Source organism: Glycomyces arizonensis DSM 44726, from assembly GCF_000482705.1.
Classification (GTDB): domain Bacteria; phylum Actinomycetota; class Actinomycetes; order Mycobacteriales; family Micromonosporaceae; genus Glycomyces; species Glycomyces arizonensis.
In genome coordinates this window covers 100853-117871 of record NZ_AXWO01000008.1, presented here as the reverse complement: position 1 = coordinate 117871, position 17019 = coordinate 100853, and the positions used below count along the sequence as shown (strand labels likewise).

16 protein-coding genes are annotated in these 17019 nt (G+C 72.7%); 10 read left to right on the top strand and 6 right to left on the bottom strand.

Going from position 1 to position 17019, the window contains the following annotated elements:
* The 4 genes from H613_RS25680 to H613_RS29160 form a co-directional block, all read right to left on the bottom strand.
* Positions 1-2181, bottom strand: a complete 2181-nt coding sequence (locus H613_RS25680) for a serine/threonine-protein kinase (protein ID WP_051393185.1) — start codon at positions 2179-2181, stop codon at positions 1-3.
* A 565-nt stretch (positions 2182-2746) separates the two neighbouring features.
* Positions 2747-2971 carry a hypothetical protein gene (locus H613_RS0109855; RefSeq protein WP_026923659.1) on the bottom strand — a complete coding sequence of 75 codons (225 nt, stop codon included), beginning with the start codon at positions 2969-2971 and terminating at the stop codon, positions 2747-2749.
* 65 nt (positions 2972-3036) lie between these two features.
* Entirely contained in the window at positions 3037-3414 is a 378-nt protein-coding gene (locus H613_RS25675; protein ID WP_051393184.1) for a hypothetical protein, read from the bottom strand.
* A gap of 71 nt (positions 3415-3485) precedes the next feature.
* On the bottom strand, positions 3486-4619 hold the full coding sequence (locus tag H613_RS29160) for an FUSC family protein (protein ID WP_051393183.1): 1134 nt from the start codon (positions 4617-4619) through the stop codon (positions 3486-3488).
* 126 nt (positions 4620-4745) lie between these two features.
* Between H613_RS29160 and H613_RS0109830 the strand changes: the two genes are divergently transcribed.
* The 3 genes from H613_RS0109830 (at position 4746) to H613_RS0109820 (ending at position 7372) form a co-directional block, all read left to right on the top strand.
* The gene (locus tag H613_RS0109830; protein ID WP_245598518.1) at positions 4746-6377 is read left to right on the top strand and encodes a phytoene desaturase family protein; all 1632 of its coding nucleotides are present in this window, start codon (positions 4746-4748) and stop codon (positions 6375-6377) included.
* Positions 6374-6853, top strand: a complete 480-nt coding sequence (locus H613_RS0109825; RefSeq protein ID WP_035737325.1) for an SRPBCC family protein — start codon at positions 6374-6376, stop codon at positions 6851-6853. The genes H613_RS0109830 and H613_RS0109825 overlap by 4 nt, the downstream gene beginning before the upstream one ends.
* A 102-nt stretch (positions 6854-6955) precedes the next feature.
* On the top strand, positions 6956-7372 hold the full coding sequence (locus tag H613_RS0109820; protein WP_026923655.1) for a DoxX family protein: 417 nt from the start codon (positions 6956-6958) through the stop codon (positions 7370-7372).
* Positions 7373-7503: 131 nt separating this feature from the next.
* Here H613_RS0109820 and H613_RS25665 read toward each other — a convergent pair whose 3' ends face one another.
* Positions 7504-8046 carry a maleylpyruvate isomerase N-terminal domain-containing protein gene (locus tag H613_RS25665; protein ID WP_051393182.1) on the bottom strand — a complete coding sequence of 181 codons (543 nt, stop codon included), beginning with the start codon at positions 8044-8046 and terminating at the stop codon, positions 7504-7506.
* A gap of 85 nt (positions 8047-8131) precedes the next feature.
* On the opposite strand from H613_RS25665, the gene H613_RS0109810 reads away from it, so the two are divergent.
* The 3 genes from H613_RS0109810 (at position 8132) to H613_RS0109800 (ending at position 11085) form a co-directional block, all read left to right on the top strand.
* Entirely contained in the window at positions 8132-8443 is a 312-nt protein-coding gene (locus H613_RS0109810; RefSeq protein ID WP_026923654.1) for an ArsR/SmtB family transcription factor, read from the top strand.
* Between the two features lie 14 nt (positions 8444-8457).
* Positions 8458-8727 carry a hypothetical protein gene (locus H613_RS0109805; RefSeq protein ID WP_026923653.1) on the top strand — a complete coding sequence of 90 codons (270 nt, stop codon included), beginning with the start codon at positions 8458-8460 and terminating at the stop codon, positions 8725-8727.
* 138 nt (positions 8728-8865) lie between these two features.
* Positions 8866-11085 (top strand): MMPL family transporter, encoded by a 2220-nt coding sequence (locus H613_RS0109800; protein WP_245598517.1) that lies wholly within the window; start codon positions 8866-8868, stop codon positions 11083-11085.
* 13 nt (positions 11086-11098) lie between these two features.
* Here H613_RS0109800 and H613_RS0109795 read toward each other — a convergent pair whose 3' ends face one another.
* Entirely contained in the window at positions 11099-12295 is a 1197-nt protein-coding gene (locus H613_RS0109795; RefSeq protein WP_026923651.1) for an ROK family transcriptional regulator, read from the bottom strand.
* A 107-nt stretch (positions 12296-12402) separates the two neighbouring features.
* Here H613_RS0109795 and H613_RS0109790 point away from each other — a divergent pair, with 107 nt between their 5' ends.
* From H613_RS0109790 to H613_RS25655, 4 genes are read left to right on the top strand one after another with little or no spacing between them, the layout of a single operon-like run.
* Complete coding sequence (locus H613_RS0109790) at positions 12403-13515, top strand: Gfo/Idh/MocA family protein (protein ID WP_026923650.1); 1113 nt, start codon at positions 12403-12405, stop codon at positions 13513-13515.
* Positions 13512-14999, top strand: a complete 1488-nt coding sequence (locus tag H613_RS0109785; protein ID WP_026923649.1) for a sugar ABC transporter ATP-binding protein — start codon at positions 13512-13514, stop codon at positions 14997-14999. The genes H613_RS0109790 and H613_RS0109785 overlap by 4 nt, the downstream gene beginning before the upstream one ends.
* Complete coding sequence (locus H613_RS25660; protein ID WP_035737322.1) at positions 14996-16000, top strand: ABC transporter permease; 1005 nt, start codon at positions 14996-14998, stop codon at positions 15998-16000. The genes H613_RS0109785 and H613_RS25660 overlap by 4 nt, the downstream gene beginning before the upstream one ends.
* Positions 16000-17007, top strand: coding sequence for an ABC transporter permease (locus H613_RS25655; protein ID WP_051393181.1), 1008 nt, complete (start codon positions 16000-16002; stop codon positions 17005-17007). The genes H613_RS25660 and H613_RS25655 overlap by 1 nt, the downstream gene beginning before the upstream one ends.
* Positions 17008-17019: the final 12 nt, after the last annotated feature.

The following is a 17019-nucleotide window of genomic DNA, read 5'->3' as shown; positions in this document are numbered from 1 at the left end:
TCACAACCACGTTCTCGGTCGGGCCCGGTTCGCCGCGCCGATGATCGCCCAGCGCGTCAGCGGCGAGGCGCAACCGGCCGAGACGCGGCGCAGCACCGTCTCGTAGGCCTGTCCGATCTCGTTGCGGGTCAGCGCCACGCCCCTGATGCTCCGCCGCGGCTCCTCGGATCCGGCCTCGACCGCCTCGAGCGCCGCGCCCCACACCTCGGCCTCGACGAGGGCGGCCCGGGCGGCGTCGAGCCCCGCCAGGTTGTCCAGGTGGGCGCCCGCCGCGAGGACCGCCTCCAGGCTCCGTCGCTCGCGCAGGTGCTCGGCGATGATGGCCTGCTGTGCGTCGAGGTAGTGGCTCGACGAGTGCGGCACGTCCGCCAGGGCGGCCAGGCGCTCCTCGGCCGAGTCCGACGTGCGGGCCAGGCCGAACGCGGCGCTGGTGTGGTTGCGGTCGGTGCGCCAGACGGTGCGGTACAGTTCGGCGGCCCGCTGCACGGCCCGGTGCGACTCGTGGCAGACGGCCAGCGCCAGCATCGGCGCCATCTCGCCGGGCAGGCGGCGCCGCACCGCCTCGAAGTGGTCGGCCGCCGACGCCTCGCCGAGTGCGGCCACGCCGCGGTACCAGTCGAGCCGCCAGTCGTCGCCGAAGTCCGCGCTGGCCTGTGCGATCTGCGCCGGGGCGTCGCGGCTGCCCAGCTCGGCGGCGAGACGGATCCGGGCCAGCCGTGCCTCCGGGGTGGCCGGGAGCGCCTCGATGCGCTCCCGCGTCCGCGCGGCCGGTTGCAGCGCCAGCGCGGTGAGCGCGGGCCCGGCGAGGTCGGCCTGGTCGGCCACCTGCGGCACGGGCAGCTCCTGGCGGGCCTCCTCGGCCTTGGCACCGTTGAAGACGGTCATCGTCGAGTCGGCCGGCTTGCTGCCGATCGCGCCGCGCTCGAGTCCGAAGTGGGTGGACATGGCCGGGTAGGGCTGGCCGTCGACCTCGGCGCGGATCTCCCGGAGCACCCCGGTCAGCTGGTCGGCCATCGCGGCGGCGGAGGCGAACCGCGCCTCGGGGTCGGGATCGCAGGCCCGCTGGAGCAGGAGGTGCAGCGATTCGTTGAAGCCCGCCGGGCGCGGTGGTATCGGGACCTCGCGGATCGTCCCGCCGCTCGCGTCGGCGGGCCGGAAGCCGAGGGTGAGCACGGCCAGGGTCCGCCCGACGGTGTACAGGTCCGAGGCGACGTCGGGCGGGTGGTTCCGGGCGATCTCCGGCGCGCTGTAGCCGGGCGTCCTCCAGATGTCGCCGCCGGTCCGGCCGATGTGCCGCATGGCGCCGAGGTCGATGAGCTTGAGCCGGTTGCCCGACTGGATGATGTTGGACGGCTTGAGGTCGCAGTAGACCATGCCGTTCGAGTGCAGGTAGTCGAAGGCGGACAGGATCTCCAGCGCGAAGGGGATCGCCCAGTGGGCGGGCATCGTGCCGCCAGCGGTCCAGCCGGGGTGGCGCGGGTCGTCCAGGGCGACGCCGCCGACGTACTCCATGACCAGGTAGTCGTGCTCGGCGCCGTCGCTCTCGTCGCGGTGCTTGACGTAGTTGTGGATGTCGACGATGTTGGGGTGGTTCACGGCGACGAGGTAGTGGCGCTCGTCGCGGGCGGCGCGCAGCGCCGCGGCGTCGGCGGGGTCGAGGAGTCCCTTGAGGACGACCCGGTTCTCCAGGTGGTGGTCGGTGGCGAGGTAGACGCCGCCGAGCCCGCCGTGCGCGATGAGGCCCTCGACCTCGTACTGGTCGGCGACGACCTCGCCGCGGGCGAGCGTGCGCGTGAAGTCGTAGTCGGCCTCGCACTCGGGGCACTGGCCCTTGAGCGGGGCGGGGCGGCCGTCCCTGGCCCGCCCGACCTCGTGGCTGTTGGGGCACCGCCTGCGGCTCTCGGGGACCACGGGGTCGCTGAGGAGGTTCGAGGTCGGGTCGCTGACCGGCGCGCTGGGGACGTCGGCGAGCCCGGTGCCGAGGCGGCCGGGCGTGTGGACGTCGGTGGGCGTCGTCCGTCCGGTCGGGACTCGCGGGCCCGGCACCGGCGGTGGCGGCACGGGCTCCTCGCCCGGTTCGAGGGGGTCGCGTCCGCATTCGTCGCAGAGGCCGTCCTCGTCCACGACGCCCCTGCCCTCGCCGGGACAGCCGGGCAGCGTGCAGTAGACGACGCCGGTCATGGCGTCGCTCCGTTCGGGCGCGTGCGGCGTGGGGCGGGAGGAGATGTCTCGTGGGGCATGGGCCGACTCCGGAGGTACGGGATGGGGATCGCCGTGACTGTCCACCCTACCGACATCGCACCCGCCTTGCACGCCACGGCAAGAAAGGCAACCCCCGCAGAGGGGTCCGCGGGGGCCGGACCGGCAGGGTCCGCAATCTTCGTCCCCAGTGGATATCGGTGCGAGGGGTCGCACTCGCCGATCCGGTCGTTCCCTGCGGGGAGCGGATCGGTTTCGACCCGCGACCGGCGCGACGCTCGGCCCCTCATTCGCCGCGGGGGAGCGAAGCGCGGTAGCGACCGCGTCGACCTCGAACTCTGGGGCGCGTCCTGCATTCGCCGCAGGGGAAGGCGACCTTTTCGGGGAGACACGCCGCGGGCACGGGTCCGGCCCGTTCGCCCGCGCGGCGGAAGGAACCGCGCGGGCGAACGGGCCGGTGCGGTCCGGTCGGGCTCACCGGACGTCTGTGCCTGTTCAAAGGCTCTGGGCCTGCCTGAAGACCCCGAGTGGGGCGAGTGCCCCGGTGCTATGCCTTGGCGCTCAGCTGGCGGCCGAGCAGCTCCTTCGCCTGATCGGCGCGGTTCTGGTCCTCTTCTTGGATCTTCTCCAGGAACCGGGCCGCGTCATCGTCGCCGCCGTACCGCGCGTCGTCGATGTACTGCTGGATGGTCGACGCCTCTTGAAGCGTGTGGTACAGGACGCTGACCAGGTTGTACGACACGTCGTAGGTGCCTGTCTCCGGTTGTGTCAACGGATTCTCCTCGTTCTCGGCTCTGATGTTCTGGTGTCTCCGGCACTGCCCCGCTGCGCCGCCGCTCAGGCGTCCTCGCGCGACGGGTTCTCCAGCCGGAAGAAGTTGCTCTGGTCGCCGTCCTTCGTCTCCCGCTGGTGGAGGAAGTTGAGCCCCCGCTGGTCGAAGGTCGCGAACCAGTCGTCCCAGGAGACCTGCCGCAGGTCCTCGCCGCCGTAGCCGGGGAAGTCGAACCGCAGCACGCCCGGCCTGCCGTCGTGCTCGGTGCCCGGGACGGTGGCGGGCACGGCCCCCCTGTCGTCGGCCCATCTGTGGATGACCTCGTGGTTCGTGGTCACCAGCGAACGCCCCGCGTGCTCGGGCTTGTCGTCGGGCGACGTGATCTTCTGCGCGTACTCGACCGATCGCGACTGCTCCGTGTTCTTGTCCGATTCCGGCGCCATGACCTACCCCCTCGAATCGAAGTGGCGCTGTCCTGGAGCCGTACCCGCTGGACCGCGGCCTAACCGCGCCGTCACACCGACAGCTCCCGCAGGAGCCGGCGGGCGGCGACGAGCAGCGCGCCCTTGAGCTCGATGGCGGCCGACGACTCGGCGAGCCGCGGGTTGATGTTTCCCTCCAGGACGTCCAGGGCCTTCGAAGGGACGGCCGTGGCCGGATCGTCGTCCGGTGCGTCGGGGTCGTCGGAGACCAGCCGGTCGAGCCGCTCGTCGAGCGCGTCCGCCGCCGCGTCGAGCACCTTCGCGTACTGCTCGCTGAACTCGGGATCGAGCTTCCGATAGGGGGTGTCGTCGTGGCTGACCTGGTCCAGCGAGTCCGCGATGGACTGGATGGCGTCGGTGCTGCGGCCCATCAGGTCGGTCGCGGCCCGGTAGCGGTCCACGGCCCTCTTGTACCGCCCCAGCGGCCGCCGGGGGTTGAGGCGCAGGCTCTCCCGCCCGCGGCGCAGCTTCTGCCTGACGTCCCAGATGCGGTCGTCGAGCCGGTCGGCGCGGTCGACCCAGTCGCTCGTGTCGTCGGCGTCCCACTCGTCGCGGATCCCCGCGGCCATGTCGCGCAGCAGCTGCCCGATGTCGCCGCCGGCACTCATGTCCGCGTCGCCGACGGTCCTGACCCGCACCGGGGGGAAGATCAGCAGGTTGACCGCGGTGCCGACGGCCACTCCGAGCGCCGCCTCCCCGAGGCGCGACAGGACGTAGGCACCGCCCAGGTTCCCGATCGTGACCATGAACAGTGCCGTGAACGGCACGTATATGCCCTGGTCGCCGAGCCGGTCCCAGCGGCTCATCAGGAATGCGACCGGCACCAGGACGGCCAGCGCGAGCTCCGTGGTCGGCAGGGCGGCCCCCGCCAGGTACGCCATGACGACGCCGAGAACCACGGCCGCTACCTGCCGGCCCGCCGACAGCACCGACCAGTACACGGTGGTCCGCACCATGATCATGGCCGTCCACGGCGCCACGTACGGCAGCGGCAGATGCAGCACGTACACGGCGAGCACCCACGCCACGGCCGCGGCCAGCCCCGCCTTCAGCGCCTGCTTCGCGGTCTCGCGGGCGCCGCTGCCGCTTCGGCCCAGACCGTGCAGGAACCGCCTCGCTCGCTCGACGTCGTCGAGGACGGCGTACCAGCCGATTCGTGCATACATGACGGCTCGCGCATACATGCGAAAACGGATACCCAGCGACGCGCGCCGGTACCCCGGGCGGCGCCGACGGGGTTTGCGAGCGGCCCGGCAGGGAAATCGAACGCCGTGACACAGCGGGGGAGTGCCGTGCCCGCCGATCCCGGTGCGGGGGCGGGCGTCGAGACGGTGGACGCGGTGGTGATCGGCGCCGGGCCGAACGGGCTCGTCGCCGCCAACATCCTGGCCGACGCGGGTTGGGAGGTGGCCGTCCTGGAGGCCGCCGGCCGCCCCGGCGGCGCGGTGCGCACCGAGGAGACCACCGCACCGGGTTTCCGCAACGACCTGTGCAGCGCGTTCTACCCGCTGGCGGCCGCGTCGCCGGTGATCGCCGAGCTCGAACTGGAGCAGTGGGGGCTGCGGTGGCGGCGCGCGCCCGAGGTGCTCGCGCACGTCCTGCCCGACGGCCGGGCCGCCCTGCTCTCGTCCGACCTCGAGACCACCGCGGCCTCGCTCGCCGCCTTCGCGCCGGGCGACGCCGAGGCCTGGCGGGACGAGTACGAGCGCTGGCGGCGCATCAGCAAGCCCTTCATGGACCTGCTGCTGCGCCCCTTCCCGCCTGTCAGGGCCGCCTCGCGGCTGCTGCGCACGCTCGGCGCCGGCGAGGCGCTGCGCCTGGTGAGGATGCTGACGCTGCCCTCCCGCCGCCTGGGCGCGGAGCGGTTCGCGGGCGAAGGGGCCCGGGCGCTGCTGGCGAGCAACGCGATGCACAGCGGCCTCGGCCCCGACCAGGCCGGCAGCGGATGCTTCGGCTGGCTGCTGTGCATGATCGGCCAGGACCTCGGCTTCCCCGTCCCCGAGGGCGGGGCGGGCAGCCTCACCGACGCGCTGGTGTCCCGGTTGGAGTCCCGCGGCGGCAGGATCGAGTGCCGCAGGCCGGTCGCGAAGGTCCTGCACGCGCGCGGCCGGGCCGTGGGCGTCCGCGACGCCGACGGCGAGCCGGTCCGCGCCCGCCGGGCCGTGCTCGCCGACGTGTCCGCGCCCGCGCTGTACCTCGACCTCATCGGCGCCGCCCACCTGCCGCGGCGGCTCGTCGACGACCTGGACGCCTTCGAATGGGACCAGTCGACGGTCAAGGTCGACTGGGCGCTCGACGCCCCGATCCCGTGGCAGGTCCCCGAGGCGGCCCGGGCCGGAACCGTCCACATCGGCGCCGACGTCGACGGCCTGTCCGAGGACGTCACCGCGATGGCCAGCGGCCGGACACCGGAGGACCCGCTCCTGCTCATGGGCCAGATGAGCACCGCCGACCCGACCCGCTCGCCCGAGGGCACCGAGGCCGCGTGGGCCTACACCCGCCTGCCGCAGGGGACGGACTGGACCGGCGACGACAGCCGCCGCCTGGCCGACCGCATGGAGCAGATGATCGAGCGGCACGCGCCCGGCTTCACCGGCCTCGTGCGCGAGCGGGCCGTCGTGGGCCCCCGCGACCTCGAGCGGATGGACCCGAACCTGGTCGGCGGCGCGATCAACGGCGGCTCGGCGGCGGTCCACCAGCAGCTCGTGTTCCGCCCCGTACCCGGCACCGGCAGGGCCGACACGGTGCTCGACCGGCTGTACCTGGCCGGAGCGTCGGCGCATCCGGGCGGCGCCGTCCACGGCGGGCCGGGCGCGAACGCCGCCCGGGCCGCGCTCGCCCGGAACGGCCGCGCGGGCGGCCCCTACCGCGCCGCCGTCGGCGCGTGCAACCGGATGCTGTACGGCAAGGAGGGCGCGAGATGAGCGACCGAAGCGAACCCGACGTCACCGTGGACATCCCGGCGTCGCGGGAGGACGTCTTCGCGATCCTCGCCGACGGCTGGAACTATCCGAACTGGGTGGTCGGCGCCTCGCACGTGCGCGCCGTCGACCGCGACTGGCCCGCGCCGGGCACGATGATCCACCACAGCGTCGGGCCCTGGCCGCTGCACCTCGACGACGTCACCGAGGTGGTCGTGGAGGAGCGGCCCCGCCTGCTCGTGCTCGACGCCAGGCTCTGGCCCATCGGGGCGGCACGCGTCCGCCTCGAACTGGAGGCCCTCGGCGAGGAGGAGACCAGGATCGGGATGATCGAGCGGGCGGTGCGCGGGCCGATCGGCCTGGCCCCCGCCGAGTTCCAGGCGCGCCTGCTGGCCCCGCGGAACCGCGAGTCGCTGCGGCGCCTGTCGGACCTGGCCGTGGGCAGGAGCTCCGGCGTGGGGCCGGGCGACTCCCACTAGGATTTCGCCGATCGTTCCGCGGGAGCGATGAATTCCGGGGCGCGGCCTCGTCATTACGGGTACCGACATTCCATACCCCGCTCCTGGAAGGAACGACCCGTCATGACCACTGAAAGCACCGCCACTGCCGTCGCGAAGCCCGGACGCGCCCTGAACATCGTCCTGTGGGTGCTGCAAGGATTCCTCGGCGCCTTCTTCGTCTTCGCCTCGGCGGCGCCGAAGCTGCTCGGCCAGTCCGACGCCGTCGAGGGCTTCGACCTCATCGGCGCCGGCGACTGGTTCCGGATCTTCGTCGGCCTCCTCGAACTCGCCGGCGGCGTCGGCCTGGTGATCCCGCGCCTCTCGGGCCTGGCCGCGATCGGCCTCGCCCTGCTGATGATCGGCGCCGCCTACACCAACGCGTTCATCGTGGACGGCTACTTCCCCGTCGCCACGCCCCTGATCCTGCTCGTGTTCTTCGTCTTCATCGCCTGGGGCCGCCGCGCAGAGACCCGCCGCCTCCTCACCCGGGGCCGCTGAGCGGGGCGATCCCTCAGGCGATAAGCCAGGATATGTCGAGAACGGTGTAATCCTCTGCGGCGACCCCCGCAACGATCGGAACACCCGCGACGACACCGGCCCGTCCTCTTCGGAGGGCGGGCCGCGGCCGTTCACCGGTCCGCGCGGTCGGCCCTCCACGTGCGCATCGGCTCGCCGAGCTCCATCTCGGCGAAGCCCGGCGTCCAGTCCGCGGGGCGGTACCCCATGCCGAGGTCGGTGTGGTGCAGCTCGACCTCGACCAGGCGGCGGGCCGGGATCTCGCGCGCGGGGATCGTCGCGCCCGTGGAAGTCTCGATCACCGCGTCCCAGGCGTCATCGGTCATCTCCTCGACCTCGGCGGTGAACCTGGCGGCGGAGCCGGCGAGGTCGGCGGCCAGTTCCGCTGCCGAGCGCCCGGCCCCGGCCTCGATCCCGGCCTCGCGCTCCTCGGCGCTCGCATAGCCCGGCACGCCCTCGCCGGTCCGCGCCCATGCGAGCATCGCGCACATCGCGTCGCCCGAGCGCGCGACGTGGGTGGCGACGCGGTCCCTCGTCCACCCCTCGAGCTGCGAGGGCGCCCGCAGCTCTCCGTCGGACATCCCCGCGACGTCGGCGATGAGCCGCGCGGTCGCCATGGCGATCATGGTCATGGTCTCGGTGCATTCTGCGTCCACCGGTGCATCCTAACGGCACCCCCGATCCCGCCTCCCGTGCAAATCGCCAGAGGCACCTGCTAACATTATTTGGCAGGAGGTTGGAATGGACGATGACGCGCCGACCGGCGACGACCTGGTCGCGATGCTGGCGACCCTCGCCAGCCCCCACCGCATGAGGGTCGTCGCCGCGCTGGCGGGCGGCCGCAACTACGTGAGCCAACTGGCGCGCGACCTGGGCATCAGCCGAGCACTGCTCCAGGTCCACCTCAAGAAGCTCGAAGCGGCCGGCCTGGTCACCTCGCAACTCGAGGTGTCCGACGACGGCAAGGCCATGAACTTCTACGAAGTGGTGCCGTTCTCGGTGCACCTGACCCCGGAGCGCGTCGAACGCGCCTCCGCCACTTTGACCGTCTAGAAGGGACCATTTTGATGAGTGAGCACGCATGGGCGGAGATCATAGGCGCCATAGGACTGTTCGTCCTGGTCATCTCGGTGGTGCTCTCGATCATTTGGCAGTTCGCGATCACCGTGCGCGCGAAGGCGAAGCTCGCGCGCGAGGACGAGTACAAGAGACTCGCCGAGTCCGCCGTCGCCGGCCGCGAGCACCTCGAGCGGCAGCTGGAGGAGATCAAGGGCGAACTCGCCCAGATCAAGACCAAGGGCGAAACGATCGAGGACATGCTCAGGGTCGTGGAATAGCGCCGAGCGACCGACACACCCCTGGAGACGATCCCGGACCGCCGAGCGGCAACTCGACGGCCCGGGCAAGGGAGACGGACCACCTCGCCGCAGGCGAGTTCCGCAGGAACGGCCCCCACGAGAACAGGAAAGCAGATCGTGCTGCACGAAAGCGAACTGGACCCCCGCCCTCCCGTCGATCGGGAAGGCCCGCCGCGAGCCAGACCGGGCGTGGTCGCCGCCGTCGCCGACTGGTCGGCCAGGCACCGGGCGCTGGCCGTCACCGGCTGGCTCGCCCTGGTGGCGCTCGCCGTCCTGTCGGGCGCGCTGCCGCTCGGCGACGGGGCCCGTGCCGTCGATCCCGGTGAGGCGGGGGTCGCCGAGCGGATGCTCGACGCCGCGGGCGACGGTTACGCCGTCCGCGAGAACGTCCTCGTTCGCGCCGACGGCGCCGGGCCGTTCACCGAGGACCCCGAGCTGACCGGCGCCGCCGCGGACCTCGTCGCCGCGCTCGAGGCCGCGCCCGAGGCGGTGTCCGGGATCGGCTCCCCGCTGAGCGAGGACGGCGACCGCTGGATCGCTGCCGACGGCGCCTCCGGCCTGGTCACCTTCGAGATCCTGGGCCCAGACGAGGCATACGGCGCTCACTACGAGACGGTGCTCGACGCCGTCGCCGCCGTCCAGGACCGCCACCCGGGCGTCGAGCTCCTCCAGGCGGGCGACAGCAGCCTCTCCGGCGCGGTCGACGAGGGCATCCAAGACGACATGCGGCGCGCCGAGACCACGTCGCTGCCGGTCACGATCCTCATCCTGCTGGCGGTCTTCGGCTCGCTCGTCGCCGCCGGGCTGCCGCTGCTGCTCGCCGCCACCAGTGTCGCGGGCGCCTTCGGCCTGATCGCCCTGCTCGGCCACTGGGTGCCGTTCAACAGCGCCGCCTCGGCGATCGTGCTCATCATCGGCATGGCCGTCGGCATCGACTACTCGCTGTTCTACCTGCGCCGCGTCCGCGAGGAGCGCGCCGCCGGGCGCGAGGCCGAGGAGGCGCTCCGCACGGCCGCCCGCACCTCCGGGCACGCCATCGTCGCCTCGGGCCTGACGGTCATCGTCTGCATGGTCGGCCTCCTCTTCATCGGCATCGACGTCCTCAAAGGACTTACGATCGGCACTATGCTCGTGGTCGGCCTGGCCGTGCTCGGCTCGGTGACCGTGCTCCCGGCGCTCCTGTCCGCCCTCGGGCGCCGCGTCGACACCGCCCGGATCCCCTGGCTCGGGAAGCGCCGCATCGCGGCCCGGCCCTCCCGCGTCTGGTCCCGCCTGGCGGGTGCCGTCGCGGACAATCCGCTGCTCACCGGCGGTCTCACCGCGCTGGTGCTCCTCGTCGCCGCCACGCCGGTGATCGGCATCCGCCTCCAGGACGCCGCCGTCACCGCGAGCCTGCCGCCCGGCGCCTCCGCGGCGGTGGACGCCGCCTCGGCGATGCAGGAGGCGTTCCCCGGCTCGGCCACCGCCGCGCGGGTCGTCGTCGCGCCATCGGGCGACGCCGCGCTCGACCGGGCCGCGGTGGAGGCCGCGATCGAGGGCCTCCACGATCTCGCGGACGGCGACGGCCCGCTGCTGGAGCCGATCACGGCCGTCGAGGACGGCGGCGCCGTGGTGGTCCGCGTGCCGCTGGACGGTGCGATCACCGACCCCGAGGCCGAGGCCGCGCTCGACTACCTCCGCTCGGAGGCGATCCCGGCCACCGTCGGGGCGGTGGACGGCGCCGAGGTCGCCGTCACCGGCAAGACCGCGCTGCCGCACGACTTCGCCGAGCAGGTCGGCGCCCGCGCGCCGCTCGTGATCGCCTTCATCCTGGTCCTGGCGTTCCTCCTGCTCGCCGTGGCGTTCCGCTCGTGGACGATCCCGCTGGTGTCGATCGTGCTCAACCTGCTGTCGATCGGCGCGGCCTGCGGCGTCCTGGTGTGGGTGTTCCAGGACGGCCACCTGGAGTCGCTGCTGGGCTTCACCTCGTACGGGGGCGTGGTCAGCTGGATTCCGCTGTTCATGTTCGTGATCCTGTTCGGACTGAGCATGGACTACCACATCTTCGTCCTCAGCCGCATCCGCGAGCGGCACCTCGCGGGGGAGCCGCCGCGCCGGGCGATCGTCGGCGGCGTCGGCGCGAGCGCCGGGGTGGTCAGCAGCGCCGCGCTCATCATGACCGGCGTGTTCTCGGTGTTCGTGACCCTCTCGGCCGTGGAGTACAAGATGCTCGGCCTGGGCATGGCGCTGGCGATCCTCATCGACGCCACGGTCGTGCGCGGCGTCCTGCTCCCGGCGGCGATGTCGCTGCTGGGCGAGCACGCCTGGCAGCGCCCGTCCGCCCTGCTGCGGCGCTGAACCGAGCCGGGGCTCAGCGCAGCAGCGCGTCGACGCGGTCGGGGTCCAGGGCGTGCTCGATGACCATGACGCCCGCCCCGATCGCGCCGCTGGTCTCGCCGGTGCGCGCGGCGGCGATCCGCAGGTGCCTGGTGGCCAGCGGGAGCGACCGCTGGTAGATGACCTCCCGCACCCCGGCGATGAGGTGGTCGCCCGCCAGAGCGAGGGAGCCGCCGATGACGATGATGGACGGGTTGAAGAAGTTGACGGCCCCGGCCAGGACCTCGCCGATGTCGCGCCCGGCCTGCCTGATGAGCCGCAGCGCCGGGACCGAGCCGGAGCGGGCGAGCTCGACGACGTCGAGCGAGCCGCTCGCCTTGACGCCCTGCTCGGTGAGCTTCGCGGCGATGGCCGCGCCCGAGGCCACGGCCTCGAGGCAGCCGGTGTTCCCGCAGCGGCAGTGCGCTTCGTCCGCGCCGGAGACCTTGATGTGCCCCATGTCCCCGGCCGCGCCCTGCGCGCCCCGGTAGACCCGGCCCCCGGCGATGATGCCGCAGCCGATGCCGGTGGCGGCCTTGATGAACAGCAGGTGCTCCGAGTCGGGCCAGGCGGCGAAGTGCTCGCCGAGCGCCATGATGTTGACGTCGTTGTCCACCAGCACCGGGACGGCGATACGGCGCATGACGTAGTCGGGGACGTCGAAGCCGTCCCAGCCGGGCATGATCGGCGGGTTGACCGCGCGCCCGGTGGAGTGCTCGACCGGGCCCGGCAGGCCGATGCCGATGCCGAGCAGGTCTTCGGCGGGCCGCCCGACCTCCTCCAGGAGCTTGTGCCCGCGGTCGATCACCCAGTCCAGCACGGCCTCGGGCCCGAGTGCGATGTCGAGGTCGGCGTTGGCCTGGGCCAGGACCGCTCCGGCGAGGTCGGTGACGGCGAGCCTGGCGTGGGTGGCGCCGAGGTCGGCGCCGAGGGTGAGGCGGGCGCCGGGGTTGAACGCGAAGGTGGCCGGGGGCCTGCCGCCGGTGGAGGCGGTCTCCCCCGAAGGGGCGATGAGGCCCGCGGACAGCAGGGCGTCGATCCGCCCGGTGACGGTGGACCGCGCGAGGCCGGTGAGCGAGGACAGCTCGGAGCGGGTCCGGGGCGTGCCGTCGCGCAGCAACCGGAGCAGCGTGCCCGCTCCGGTCGGGGTCGAAGCGGCCGGTCGGCGCGGTGCGGGCGAATCATCTGTCACAGCACTAGTGAATCACACCGAGTGAACCTGAGAAAGAACGTCACTATTATGTAACGACGCACAACTTTTGCTTGACCGATGTCATAAGTCGGTCCTAGGCTCACCCTATGGCTCCAGTCACAATCAGCAGGCCGACGACCTACCGGGCCGCGATCATCGGCACCGGCTTCATGGGACGGGTCCACTCCCACGCCATCGCCGTCGCGGGCGGCCAGGTGGCGGGCATCGCCGGGTCGAGTCCCGAGCGGGCCCGCGAGGCCGCCGACTCGCTCCGGGCCGCCGAGGTCTTCGACGACGTCGACGAGCTCATCGCCGCCGCCGACGTCGTCCACATCTGCACCCCCAACCACCTGCACGCCCCCCTCGCCCTGGCCGCCATCGAGGCGGGCAGGCACGTGGTGTGCGAGAAGCCGCTGGCCACCGACGCCGCCACCGCCCAGGCCATGACCGACGCCGCCCGCGAGGCCGGCGTGGTCGCCGCGGTGCCGTTCGTCTACCGCTTCCACCCGATGGTCCGCGAGGCCCGCGCCCGCGTCGCCGCGGGCGAGGTCGGCCGCCTCACCCTCGCCCACGGCTCCTACCTCCAGGACTGGCTCCTGCGGCCCGAGGACGACAACTGGCGCGTCGACGCCGACAAGGGCGGGGCCCTGCGGGCCTTCGGCGACATCGGCTCCCACTGGTGCGACCTGCTCGAATTCGTCACCGGCGACCGCATCCGCGCCGTCTCGGCCCAGCTCGCCAAGGCCAACGAGACCCGCGGCGGCCGCGAGGTCGCCACCGAGGACATCGTCACCCTCCAGTTCGCCACCAGCGGCGGCATGATCGGCTCCACCGTGGTCAGCCAGGTCTCGGCGGGCCGCAAGAACCGGCTCTACCTCGAAGTCTCCGGCTCGGACGCCACCGTCGCCTTCGACCAGGAGCAGCCCGAGACGCTCTGGTTCGGCGGCCGCGACGCCAGCGCCGTCCTCGTCCGCGACCCCGAGACGCTCAGCCCCGACGCCGCCCGCCTCGCCCGCGTCCCCGCCGGCCACGCCCAGGGCTACCAGGACTGCTTCAACGACTTCATCGCCGACACCCGCGCCGCCATCGCGGGCACTGTCACCGGCGACCCGGCCCCCGACGGGCTCCCCGTCTTCGCCGACGGCCTGCGGGCCGCCCGCATCGCCGAGGCCGTCGCCGCCTCCGCGCACCGCCGAGACTGGGTGGAGGTGCCCGCATGAGCCCGTCCCCGGTGCTCGCCATGCGCGGCATCGACAAAGCCTTCCTCGGCGTCCCCGTACTCCGCTCAGTGGACCTCGACATAGAGCCGGGAGAGGTCCACGCCCTGGTGGGGGAGAACGGCGCCGGCAAGTCCACGCTCATGAAGATCCTCGCCGGCGTCCACACCGCCGACGCCGGCACCATCGAGCTGCACGGCCGCGCCGTCTCCTTCACCCATCCCCTCCAGGCCCAGCACGCCGGGATCGCCACCGTCTTCCAGGAGTTCAACCTCCTGCCCGAGCTCAGCGTCGCCGAGAACCTCCACCTCGGACGCGAGCCGAGGCGCCGCGGCCTGATCGACCGGCGCGCCATGGCCGAGCGCACCGCCGAGCTCCTGGCCGACCTCGGCGTCGACGACCTCGCCCCCGCCGCGAAGGCGGGGACCCTCTCGGTCCCGCGCCGGCAGATCGTCGAGATCGCGAGAGCCATGTCCCAGGGCGCGGACCTCATCTGCATGGACGAGCCCACCGCCGCCCTCGCCGACGCCGAGGTCGAACTGCTCTACCGGCTCGTCGAGCGCCTGCGGGACAAGGGCGTGTCGGTCCTGTACGTCTCCCACCGGCTCCGCGAGATCTTCGACCTGTGCGACCGCATCACCGTCCTCAAGGACGGCGAGCGCGTCGCCACCGTCGACACCCCCGACATCACCCCCGACGAACTGGTCACCGCGATGGTCGGCCGCCGCATCGAGGCGGTCTTCCCCGAACCGCTGCCCGGCACCGAGACCGGCGAGGTCCGCCTGCGCGTCGAAGGCGGCGGCAACGCCCATGTCGACGGCATCGACCTCGAAGTCCGCGCAGGGGAGATCGTCGGCCTCGCCGGGCTCCAGGGCTCGGGCCGCACCGAGGTCGCCGAGGCGGTCTTCGGCATCACACCGTTCACCCGCGGCACCGTCGCCGTCGACGGCGCTCCGAAGCGGATCACCGGGCCCCGCAAGGCCATCGCCGCCGGGCTCGCCCTGGTCACCGAGGACCGCAAGGCCCAGGGCCTGGCCCTGAACCAGTCCGTGAAGGCCAACGCGCGCATGGTCCTCGATGCCAACGCCCGCGTCCACTCCCGCGAGCGGCTCGCCCGCATCGACGGCGTCCTCTCCGGCCTCGACCTCGTGTCCCAAGGCGGAGACCAGGAGGTCCAGTACCTCTCCGGCGGCAACCAGCAGAAGGTCGTCGTCGCCAAATGGCTCGCCGCCGAGCCGGGCGTCATCGTCCTCGACGAGCCCACCCGCGGCATCGACGTCGGCGCCAAGCACAAGCTGTACTCGGCCATCCGCTCCCTCGCCGCCGAGGGCCTGGCCGTCCTGCTCATCACCTCCGAGCTCATCGAGGTCATCGGCCTGGCCGACCGCATCGTCGTCCTCCACGACGGCCGCATCGCCGGCGAGCTCCCCGCCGGGGCCACCGAGCAGCAGGTGATGGCCTACGCCACCGGACGGAGCCCGGCATGAGCCCGCGCCGACTCGACACCACCGCCCTCATCTACCTCGCCCTCGCCGGAGTCGTCGCCGTCGGTGGCGCCGCGGTAGCCATGGACGGCGGCAACCTGTTCTCCACGGCCAACCTCGTGGACATGTTCACCCGCACGAGCCTGACCGGGTTCCTCGCCATCGGCATGACCCTGGTCATCCTGTGCCGCTCCCTGGACCTGTCGGTCGGCTACACCGCCGCCCTGTCCAGCCTCGTCGCGGCCACCACCATGGACGGCGACCCGGGCCGCATCGTCCTCGGCGTCGCCGCCGCCCTGCTCGTCTCCGGCCTCATCGGCGCCGCGGGCGGCGCGGTCGTCGCCTTCCTCGGCGTGAACCCCTTCATCGCCACCCTCGGGGTCGGCCTGATCATCAAGGGCTACCTCGACACCCGGTACAAGGGACCGGCCGGCGACGTGCCCGCCCTGTTCCAGCAGTTCGGCTACACCCGCGTCGCGTTCCTCCCGATCTCGACGATCGTGATGCTCGCCCTCGCCGCCGCCGGGATCTGGTTCCTGCGCTCGACGCGCACCGGCCACCACATGTACGCCGTCGGCGGGGACATCGACATCGCCCGCATGTCCGGCGTGCGCACCAAGCGGGTGCTCATGGCCGCCCACGTCCTGTGCGGCATGGCCGCCGGGACCGCCGGGCTCCTCCTGGCCGCCCGCTTCGGCACCGGCTCGGCCGAGTCCTACACCAACCTGTACGAACTGGACGCCATCGCCGCGGTCGTCCTCGGCGGCACCCTGCTCCTCGGCGGCAGGGGCGGCATCGCCGGGACCGTCGCCGGAGTCCTGATCCTGGCCGTCCTCGACACCGTCTTCAACGTCATGCAGATCAACCCGTTCGCCAAGGACGTCCTGCGCGGCGCGATCATCATCGCCGCCGTCGCCATCTACGCCCGCCGCCAGCTCGGCCGCACCGCCCGAAGACCGCGCTTCGACGCTGCTACCACCGGCGCGGGCACGGGGAGGCCGTGATGCGACACCTCCGCACCGCCTCGGCCGCCCTGATCGGCGGCGGCACCGGCACCGTCTTCGCCCTGCTGGCGGCCATCTTCATCGCCGTCGCCTTCATCAACCCCGGCTTCTTCGAGTGGCCCTCGCTGATGGCCTTCCTCAAGCAGGCCGCGCCGCTGGTGATCCTCGCCGCCGGGCAGTACTTCGTCATCGTCTCGGGCAACTTCGACCTCTCGGTCGGCGCCCTCGTCGGCGCCCAGGTCGTCATCGCCGCCAAGCTCATCGACGGCGAGGAGTCCCGGACCCTCCCCGTCCTCGGCGTCATGCTCCTGTTCGGGCTCGGCGTCGGCCTGGTCAACGGACTCATCACCACCGCCCTGAAGGTCCAGTCGTTCATCACCACCCTCGGCATGATGCTCGTGCTCTACGGCGCCATCCGGCTGTGGACCGGCGGCGCGCCCACCGGCAGCCTGTCCGAGGCCTTCCGCGGCCCGGGACGCCGCGGCATCGAAGGGGTGCCGCTGATCGGCGAGATCCCCTGGGCGGTGCTCATCATGCTCGGTGCCGGGGCCGCCGCGATCTGGCTCATGCGCACCCGCTTCGGCCGCATCCTCGTCGCCACCGGCGACAACGACCTCGCCGCCGAGCTCTCCGGCGCCCGCACCGGCACCGTCCGCACGGTCGCGTTCGTCTTCTCGGGACTGTCGGCGACCGTCGCGGGCCTCCTCATCGGCGGCTACGCCGGAGTCAGCGCCCAAGTGGGCGAGGGCATGGAGTTCACCGTCATCACCGCGGTCGTCCTCGGCGGCGTCGTCCTCGGCGGCGGCCGCGGCTCGGTCGTCGCGGCGATGGCCGGAGCCCTCACCCTCGAAGCCCTGTTCACCCTGTTCAACCAGATGTTCCTACCCGCATCGATCCGGCCCTCTGTGCAGGGCGCCATCATCATCGCCGCCGTCGCCTACGCCGCCTGGCGCAGGACCCGCCGGCCCGTCGCAGCAACCGCAACCGTGAACGCCGATCCCTCATGAGAAGAAGGTTCC